We start from the raw sequence: 9,572 nt of genomic DNA, 5'->3' as shown, positions 1-9,572 counted from the left end.
ATTACAACTATCAAACCAGAGAAGAAGCCAAAGCAGATGTTATAAAATACATTGAGTTATTTTATAATCATCGAAGAATTCAAAAGGGTTTGGGTTTTAAGACACCAAATCAAATGGCCGAAGACTTTTATAAGTTGGCTGCCTAGAATCTCCCAAGGGAAAGTCTCCTGATAATTCAGCGTATATCATTGTTATCTTGATAAAAAATCTTACGATCAATAATCACATTCAAAAAAGTTGTAGAAAGTTGTCCTTCAAAAACAACTAATTGCTTTTTATATAATGACGATACATCTGGTCTACGCCATTGCTTTAAGTCAATGCTTTTACGAACTTGCTCAATATGAATATCACTAAAAGCCTCATCTGCTTGAAGACTCTTATATATATTCTCTTTTAGCAATTTATGTTGTCGAGTTTCTTTCGCAATTTGATATTTTAAAGCAGTTTTTTCTTGCTCTGATAACTGTTTGATATGTTTTACAGGACATTGAAAAGTGGGGTTATTTTCCAACTCAGGAATATGTTTAAAAAAGAAAGTTGCAGAGGAGTTGACCTGCATGTGATCTGTGCGTCTTGATAGAATTACAGGTGATTGGCACCAAGCACAAGTTAAATGTGGCTTGGTTTTATCTCGTTTATATCGTTCCCTTATTTGACTACGCCATTGGGTAAGCTCCATTTCAGATTGTTGGAAGAATACATCAACATCAATCCACATATTTTGATCTGTATCAATGATATGAACTAACTTCATGTATTCCCCCAACTATACTTAAATTAGTTTAATAAGCTCTCAATCAGATCAAAGCGCTTATCTTTAATCATAATAAATTTACATTGTCCTTCTGATAAATTAGCCCATAACTCCCCAATTTGACGATCATCCTTAGCAGCTTCCCACTTATCCGCCCCTTTATATTCAACCACTAAAATTTTTCCATTAGGTAGTTTACATATGAAATCTGGATAGAAGCGACCATTTCCCTTTTGCAAGTAAAAAGAACAGCCTTCTTTACGAACTAAGTTTCTCACCCAAAACTCAATTTTTCCTTTAACTGCTTGCTGATCCAACCAACATGCACAAGCAAACTCTTCACCACTATCAAAAGCCCCAATACGGCCATAGTAATGTTTGTTAAATGCATAATATCCGTATTCACCATTATCATCGCGAGAAGGTACATAAACATTTGGATGGAAATTAAACTGATATTCTTGTTCGTTTGAGACTGTTATTTGATGAAGCTCATCATTACCAAATAAGAAATTTTGGTAAGCATCATTAACAGCTTCCTTTCGTAAAATATTAATTCTTTTTTCAATCAACTGACGAATTATATATTTCTGAGTATTTGTTCGAGCCAAATCAAAATCATCTTTACTTAACAAATCATTTAGCCACGCAAGAACAAAATTTCGTTTAGCCTCATGAGTTAATGATTCTTCTAAGATATTCTTACATAACCAAGTTGCTAATTTGACTTCATCCCAATTTTCAGGTTTATACACCAAACCTAAATCTCTCTGAAGTTTTGGAAGAAAAGTAACTTTTACCTTACCTTTAGTCTCATCAATATCTAAAGTTCCAAAATCATTTGAAGCATAAGCTGAATTTAAAATTGAAATATCATCATGCAAAACTTTTGCATCTACTGTTGTTAAATTCCAAGGATATTCAAGAACTTCTGGATCATCAAATAATTGAAGCTCGCCCTGAACCGATAATGCTAGTAGCGGGACTTTAAACTCTTTACCCAATTCCGCAGGTGTCTGAAAATATTCGATAGATTGACGGCTAACCTCGGCCCCTTTCTCGATCTGCTGCACTGACTCTAGTTGTGAAACAGTTTTCGTTAGTTCCACAGTCTCTTCTTTAGTCAATGGGGTAATAATCGTCAATTCATTGGTTTTATTATTCCATTCTACTTTCTTTTTCACCGCAGGTGTAACAGACTTTAAATCTGGCTTTTCAGGCAAGGGAATTGTTATTGGCTTCACAATAATTTTAGAATTTCCAAAGTCCAAACGAGCTTGCTCACCCGTACCTGCTTTAACAAACTCAGCCGCTTCTTTAGTATCAAAACCAGCCCCTTCAACTAGGCTATCTCTCAAAGTTTCAGCTGTGTCAGAAAAACTTTTTGATACAACATAAGCATAAGATTGATTTAACTGCTCACTCTTTCTATGTGATGCATTTGGCTGTCTAAGAATACGCCCTAATAATTGCTCAACTGCTGTACTTGATTGCACAGAAGCCATACTCACTAAAATATAAGCAAATGGGCAATCCCAACCCTCAGCTAAAGCTTTTTGAGTAATTACATACTTAATTTTACAAGCCTTATCTAAAATTCCTTTAGGATATTTTGCTGTAATTTCTTCAAGTTCTTTCTCATCTCCTGTAGCAAGAGCGATCTGCTCTCTTGGAATATTCTGATTATTTTCTAGTTCATTGAGTACAGCATAAATATCCAATGTTTCACGAACTTTACTTTTTGCTTCAGCCTGAATAAGTACTATCGGTCTCAGATATTCAAAACCCTGTCTCTGTTCTTCTAACGCTATATGTTCTAAAGACTCTCTTTTATGAATCGCATATGCTAAGCATTGTTGCCAATTTGATTCTGTTTCTAAAACAATCGGCAATTTAATCATTTGTTCTGCTTTTAATTCAGCAGCAGAGACGCTATGTAAAACATTGGTTGGAGTTCTCACTGTATCTGGTGTTGCTGTAAGCTCCATAATGCCACTTGGCTTAAAACGAGCTAACATATCAAAAGCAAGTTCAGTACGACTATTATGTGCTTCATCAACAATAATAAAAGGGCGATGTAATCTAAGAACGTTAGCTAAAGAATTTGGAACTATTAGATCACTCCCTTCTCCCTCTGTTAATAATTCTGACTTTTGTCCCTCTGTTAGATGCTCAAAATGATGCATTAGCGCACCATTATTTTGATAAACTTTTCTACTTTCTTCTTCTTCTACTTGAAAAGCTTGGCGTGTAGCAACTATAACAACTGTTGAAGTTAAAAGCGTTGAACGAGTAATGCTTTTTGCTTCTTCAATATCCATGACTGTGACTTCACCTGCTTCACGTAATGCTGATGAATATGGATGCTGTTTATTTTTTAAAGCAGTAATAGTTTGTTCACGTATCGTCTTACTTGGAACTAACCACAAGATGATACTTTGAGCTACTCTCAAAAAATGTTTATTTATTAATGCTACACTTTTACTTGCCAACCATGTCTTTCCCCCACCCGTCGGCACACGTAAACAAAAATAAGGCATCTCACTATTAAACCCATTTAATGCATTATAGGCTTGCCCCTTACCCCACAATCGTTCTGTAGTCACATAAAAGGCCGTAGATGCGTTTGCAAACTCATGACAGACTTGAAAATACGCTTTTACACTGTCTAATACTTGATCTTGATATTCTTTAGCAATATACGCAGTCATAGCTTAAACCTCTAAAGCATATGGTGTTTGTTTAAATACAATATTTTCACGTTTAGCCTTGCCCCCTAAACGATTAGCAGCCGCATAAATCACTTTAACTCCTTCAAACTTCGGAAGAACATCAAATACTTGCTTTGTAAGAATATTGCCACCTTGTTCGGTAAGATCTTTTAAAATTCCATTATAAAGTAGATAAATTGCACGACCTTCATAGATTCCCAGTAAAGGAGAGTCCGCTTTTCCTGTATAGCCCGTACCTGTTTCACAAAACCATACAAACTCAGCCAACTCTGAGAATGATACATTTGAACGTATATGGCCATTTGCTTCGAACAATGGGTCTACCGAGAGAGTACAATAAAGAAAGTCTCCTGGGAGAGGAGGCATCTTTTGCTCAACTTCGATTTCACCCACTAGTTGTAAACATCCATCATTCACTTCGCTCTTAATTTTATTAAATTCTTGCGAATATTGAGCTTTGAGCTTTTCAAAATCTTCCAAAATAGTATTAGCTTTTTTTAGGGCCTGAAAGTTCAATTTATGAGAAGAAAGTGTTTTCTTTAATTTTCCTTTAAAATCATAGCCATGAATAACTTTTCTTACCCTTTTCGAAGTAATATTTTTCGCATTATTTTCATCTAATTCAATTAGAATAAATTTTCTATTCCCGCCATCTTCTTCATTTTTTTGTAATACGGCATGAGCTGTAGCACCCGATCCAGCAAAGCTATCCATAACTATAGAATTTTTATCAGTAGCAAAATTAAGTAAAAATTTTATTAGATTTGGAGGCTTAGGATGATCAAAGACTTTTCCACCTAAAATATCTGAAAGAGTCTTCATTCCATCTGCATTATAACCTTGCTTATCAAACCAAGTATCTACCTTTTGCGTAGTCTCTCTTTCAAAAAGAAAAACTCGTTGCACTGGTCTAGCAGTTCCAGATTTTCCAAAAATTATACGACCTTCTTGAATACGCTTATTTACTTCATCTTCATTAAAAACCCAGTAACGTCCTTTTGGTGGGAAAAATTTTTCACCCGTAACTGGATTAGTAATTTCGAAATATGGGCCTTTATGATTTGCTGACAAATCAGAAGTAGTCCATGGGCCACGCGAATCATTATCGGGATTAGAGTATGAACTTTTAATGTATTCATCACTTTGTTGTACTTCAAACAATTTCAGTGATGATTCATTTTTCGCATAGGTGACTATATAATCATGTACAGCGGGTATATGACCGACATTATTACCATTAGTTTTTTTCTTCCAAATGATATTTGCAATGAAATTTCTTTCTTCAAAAATTTCATTCATTAGAAGTCTTAAATTATGAAGCTCATTATCATCAATAGAAATAAAAATCACACCATCATCAGTTAGAAACTGCTTTAGTAATATTAAACGTGGATACATCATACATAACCAACGGTCATGTCTATCTAATGTTTCACCTTCTTTACCTACCGTTTCTCCTAACCACTTACGTATTTCTGGACTATTTACATTGTCATTATAGGTCCATTTTTCATTACCAGTATTATAAGGTGGATCAATATAAATACATTTAACCTTTCCAGCATAACGCGGTAAGAGTGCTTTCAAAGCGTGAAGGTTATCTCCCTGAACAATTAGGTTACCACTTTGCTCTTCCCCACATGAAAGCTCAACTACAGGTTCAAGTAGTCGATAAGGAACATCCTTATGATGCTTTTCAACAGCTTCTTTTCCTATCCAATTTAACGTAGGCATTAAGTAATTCCAAAAACATAAATTCCGCAATTTGCATAGATTACCATTTAAAAAAGACTCAACCCTAGGCTTTTACTCACTCCTTATCATAAGTGTGACAACCTCTGACGTGCTATTCAATTTAGTCTTTTTAGTTTCATTGAATTAAACTATCCGTATTATGGCTCTGCATATGAATCGATACTTGAGATAAACCAGCCCGTTCAAAGCGATATCTCATATATCTAGAAATATCATCTTCGTGTGAGGAAATGATTAACTGTCTATCTTTTAACTCACAACGTAATAAGTCAGTTAAAGAAGCAATATTGATTTCATCTAAGGATTGCACTGGATCATCAATTAAAACTAAAGAGTTCTCGGAATAAACGCGATTTAACGATAAGAAAAAAGCTAGACTCAATGCAGCCAATTGACCAGAACTCATTGCTAGTGTCGCATCATGGTCAGAACTTTCCGCAGTACAGAAGCGAATTTGCTGCCCTTCTGCATAGTCTATAAACAGTCCTAGACCACGTTGATAATTTTGTATTAAGCGCCCACTATAGATATGAAATATTAATTCAATATTAGCGATAATTCTTGAAGAGTAATCACGTTCAGTTTCAATTAGTGTTTTTTTCAACCTAATTATTTTAGCTTTTGCATTTAAGTTTGCATTATATAAATCACTCTTTTCCTTTAACAATTTTTTCGTCTGCTGAAGTTCAGAATCCTTAAAGTCTTTAAACTTTTTATTTACATAGTTTTTCTTATGATTTAAATCATCTTCCAGTAAGTCATAGAAATCTTTATGTTTCTCAAAAGTTACACTTATAGCTTCCTCCCACCCTACAGGTAGAACATCTCCTTCTATTTTTTTTAAACCTCTTAAATTAGAAATAATTTTATCTTTTCTAATTTCCAACTCAATATCATCATCTGTATATTCAGAAGAATAACTTATTGCCATTTTCTCAAGACGAGAACTCAAACCATTCAAGGTTTTAAAAAAGTTTTGGCTTATATTTAATTTGGTGAACAAACTAATATTAAAATCTTTTAAAAAAACATCTTTTTCTTTTATATATAACTCTTTAATCAACTTTAACTCAGAAGAAATAATCAGATAGACCTTACTTAAATCTTCTGTTGAACTTCCAATTTCTTTTGAATATAAATCTGAAATCACCCTTATATTTTCAATAAGTTTTTCTACACTTCCCCAATCTACCCCACATAAAGCGCATATAGTTCCATCCTCACCAAAACTTTGTTTATGTTTTTCAAATAAATCCTCTCGCATTTTATTAAGTTCTAATAACTTCGCTTTTTTTTCTGAGAGCAATGCTAATTTATTATCTTTCTCAATAATATTTTCTTTAAGTTTATCTGAAATAACCACCCCTAAAGAACTTAATTTTGTAATTTCCTCTTGAGAAATAGCATTAAAATCCTTATCCAATATCAATAAAACTTGATCAACCTCTAAGAGTCTTTTATTAATCAATTGAAGATTATCAAAATTACTTATATGCTTACCTATAGATACAAGCAGCAACAAAGAACTATCATTATCAATGATAAATTTTTCAATAGCTGAATTTTGATTTCTTATGCGTATATCTTCTTTTCTTTTACAACACTCTATTAATAGATCAATTTCTTTTATAAAATTATTATAATTTACATCAGCTTCTTGTAAAAAAATTTCTTCATCATCCCATTTTGGAGATGTTCTTTGTGTAGATATTTTTTTATATATAACATCATATTCATTTTCAGAAATATTTTTTTCCAAGATTTTTTTTAACTTAGCATCTATCTCATCAATTTCTACCTTTTGTGCTTTTTCCTGTTTTGTTAATTTACTTTCGACTTTATTACAAATATCAATACGTTTCTTTATTTCAGTTGTTTTTATTAATTCTTCCAAAGCCTTCTTACGATCAGTGATTTTTTTCGAAAAAATAAATTGACTTTGACCTTGGTGTAAATAATTTAACATTGAATAGTTAGAACAAAAACTTTCACCAAAAAACTGTTCAAAAAAATTATTTTCTAACTTATTCTCAGTAGGTTCAGAGTTAAAATCATCTAATTTATATAAACTAAAAATATCAAAATTATTAGCTTTATTATTAATTTCGACTTTTAAATCATTGACAAACCCCATTCTAACAAAAAAAAGTTTTTCATCATCATGATCATTCATCAACTCTACTTTAATTTTTAAATCAACCTCACCACTTTTTTTGTTCCAATATAGATTATCTTTGAACTTCTTTTTTGTCTCAACCATCACAAGCTTATAAAGATCTGATATTCTAGATATTTTTCCTGTAAACAACAATTCAATAGCATCAAAAGTAGATGTTTTTCCATACCCATTTGGACCTTCTAAAGTAATCAATGAAGACTTATTGAAATCAAATTCTATCTTTGTAAATGCTTTAAATGCTTGAATCTGAAGCTTTGATATTTTCCAATTCTTCACTTAATAACTCCGCTATAACTTCATCAATACTATCTGCTTCATATTTTCCAATCAAATCATAGGTTTTGACTAAATTTTCAGCATTTACTTTTTCACTTACACTATCAAACAGATTTTGAAATGATTTACTAAATTTTGGAATTTTTAGAAATGGAAATTTAATAAACAATCTTATAACCAAACTATGGAATGAAGGTTTTAGAGGATCTTTTTTGTACTCATCAAACTCATCCATTTTCTTAATTTGACTCTTAAAATCCTCATAACTTTTTCCAAGAAGCAGTTTTTCTTCAGCATCTGAATAATAAAAAAAATATTTTTTGAAGTAAAAAGGGTTTTCTTCTATTTCTAAAACTTGTTCTTCTATTTCATTAAAATCATTTAAAAAATTAACTTTGTAAATAATAATTAAATCACAATTTTTCTTAAAAGCAGGTTGCTTTTGCATTTCATCTGGAAGAGATTCATTGATTAGCTCATGAATACTTTCAACAGATAATAGCTGATCTAAGACATGTACAATTAAGTACCTTTGAGCTCCACCATTTTCTTTAATGAAAAAATTTGTATTATCTAAAGACTTTTCTAAAATAAATCCTGAATCTTTCACAGCTTCGTGCATAATTTTTTTAAGCATTATTTAACTCGCTTTGCGCTGCATTGGTACAAATTACTTTTACTGGAAGCTCTTTTAATATATGATTTTCAGCCTCAATATCATCGATAGTGATTCGTGTCACACTGTCATTATAAGCATTAATTTCAATATTTTTGTGAACTTCACTACCTGATATTAAAATATTGTACTCATATAAAATTTTTACTAATAAATTATTACTACGAAGTTGTTCTATCAATTTAGTTTTAAATGATTCAGCACGTCTATCTTGCAGTTTCAAGGCTGTAGGTAAGTATTTTTTTAACTCTTTAGAATAATGAGGAAGGTCAACTAATACAATACTAGCTGAGATATCGGTAATGATTTCAGCATAAGTACTTACATCATCATTCCTTATTTGATCAGAAGATGATAAGCGGATAGATTGTTTTATATATTCTAACTCAGCATCATCCATTTTATAAATATGCTTAAAAACCTCATTAAATAAGCCTATTTGTTGTATTGTAAAATATTCATTGCTCTCACATACATAATTTTCCAAAGTATCAGCAAAAAGATTTCGCAACCTTCTCATCTCATATGGAAGATCCTGTACTAAATTAAAGTCTGTAATTAAAATTTCTAAAATTAAATCACTTTCAATTGTATTTTCATAAGCCGCTCTATTCTGACTTGTTCCCTGATGGATCAAGGAATGAATTTCAATAACTTTTGAAGTGATCATTTCTGATAAATAATGATATTTCTGCTCTACAAGTAGCAAAGAGTTTTCCAAAGAATTCTTGTTCAAATATTCTTCTATTTTTTCTTTAATTACTCTCTCAATTCGATCTAATTTACAATAAGAATCTTCATCATATTTATAAAATTCAACTATTGCTTTTTTCTCATTTTCATAATCACTAGAATCATCAATTTCATTAGCGATATGGAAGTATCTTTTTGTATTAGGACAACAATCTATACATATTTTTGATGACTTATTTAATGCTTTTTCAAATGCAGATCTATAACGAGATGCCTTAGCCTTAACTTGATGAACCGATATTGCAATACCATCCGAATAAATGGCAAAGTCATCAGTACTATCCAGCTGTAAAGCAAATTTCTTAACTTCTTTCCCCTCGAAGCTTTCATCCAATAGAAGCTTAATCGAATGAAAAAGTGCTATCTTTCCTTGATAGACAAAGCCTCCCCAAGATGATATTGCACTGTCAGGCAGCTCCTCTGTCATATAAAACCCTATTATTT

General features: G+C 31.8%; 6 protein-coding genes and 1 pseudogene. 1 reads left to right on the top strand and 6 read right to left on the bottom strand.

Annotated features, from left to right (window positions below; all coding sequences use genetic code 11):
- A partial coding sequence (locus tag ACINWC141_RS20150) for an IS3 family transposase (protein ID WP_009392565.1) occupies positions 1 to 146 on the top strand: 146 nt, incomplete at its 5' end.
- 41 nt (positions 147 to 187) lie between these two features.
- On the opposite strand, the pseudogene ACINWC141_RS15195 reads toward ACINWC141_RS20150, so the two are convergent.
- From ACINWC141_RS15195 to ACINWC141_RS15170, 6 genes and pseudogenes are all read right to left on the bottom strand, one after another.
- A pseudogene (locus tag ACINWC141_RS15195) lies at positions 188 to 757 on the bottom strand (DUF6035 family protein); the annotation flags it as partial.
- Between the two features lie 23 nt (positions 758 to 780).
- Positions 781 to 3,468: a DEAD/DEAH box helicase family protein gene (locus ACINWC141_RS15190; RefSeq protein WP_009392575.1), complete on the bottom strand. Its 2,688-nt coding sequence runs from the start codon at positions 3,466 to 3,468 to the stop codon at positions 781 to 783.
- 3 nt (positions 3,469 to 3,471) lie between these two features.
- Positions 3,472 to 5,223 (bottom strand): site-specific DNA-methyltransferase, encoded by a 1,752-nt coding sequence (locus tag ACINWC141_RS15185; protein ID WP_009392556.1) that lies wholly within the window; start codon positions 5,221 to 5,223, stop codon positions 3,472 to 3,474.
- 136 nt (positions 5,224 to 5,359) lie between these two features.
- The gene (locus ACINWC141_RS15180) at positions 5,360 to 7,699 is read right to left on the bottom strand and encodes an ATP-binding protein (protein WP_009392548.1); all 2,340 of its coding nucleotides are present in this window, start codon (positions 7,697 to 7,699) and stop codon (positions 5,360 to 5,362) included.
- Positions 7,656 to 8,336 carry an ABC-three component system middle component 1 gene (locus ACINWC141_RS15175; RefSeq protein ID WP_009392574.1) on the bottom strand — a complete coding sequence of 227 codons (681 nt, stop codon included), beginning with the start codon at positions 8,334 to 8,336 and terminating at the stop codon, positions 7,656 to 7,658. The genes ACINWC141_RS15180 and ACINWC141_RS15175 overlap by 44 nt, the downstream gene beginning before the upstream one ends.
- Positions 8,329 to 9,555, bottom strand: a complete 1,227-nt coding sequence (locus ACINWC141_RS15170) for an ABC-three component system protein (protein WP_009392523.1) — start codon at positions 9,553 to 9,555, stop codon at positions 8,329 to 8,331. The genes ACINWC141_RS15175 and ACINWC141_RS15170 overlap by 8 nt, the downstream gene beginning before the upstream one ends.
- Positions 9,556 to 9,572: the final 17 nt, after the last annotated feature.

The sequence above is a fragment of the Acinetobacter sp. WC-141 genome, from assembly GCF_000313935.1.
Lineage (GTDB): Bacteria > Pseudomonadota > Gammaproteobacteria > Pseudomonadales > Moraxellaceae > Acinetobacter.
The sequence above is the reverse complement of the archived record's forward strand: the minus strand, read 5'-3'. Positions and strand labels throughout refer to the sequence as shown.

What these genes read in the sequence shown, in the direction of transcription:
- ACINWC141_RS15185 (WP_009392556.1), bottom strand. Translation starts at nt 5,223, where the DNA reads ATGCCTACGTTAAATTGGATAGGAAAAGAAGCTGTTGAAAAGCATCAT.
- ACINWC141_RS15175 (WP_009392574.1), bottom strand. Translation starts at nt 8,336, where the DNA reads ATGCTTAAAAAAATTATGCACGAAGCTGTGAAAGATTCAGGATTTATT.
- ACINWC141_RS15190 (WP_009392575.1), bottom strand. Translation starts at nt 3,468, where the DNA reads ATGACTGCGTATATTGCTAAAGAATATCAAGATCAAGTATTAGACAGT.
- ACINWC141_RS15170 (WP_009392523.1), bottom strand. Translation starts at nt 9,555, where the DNA reads ATGACAGAGGAGCTGCCTGACAGTGCAATATCATCTTGGGGAGGCTTT.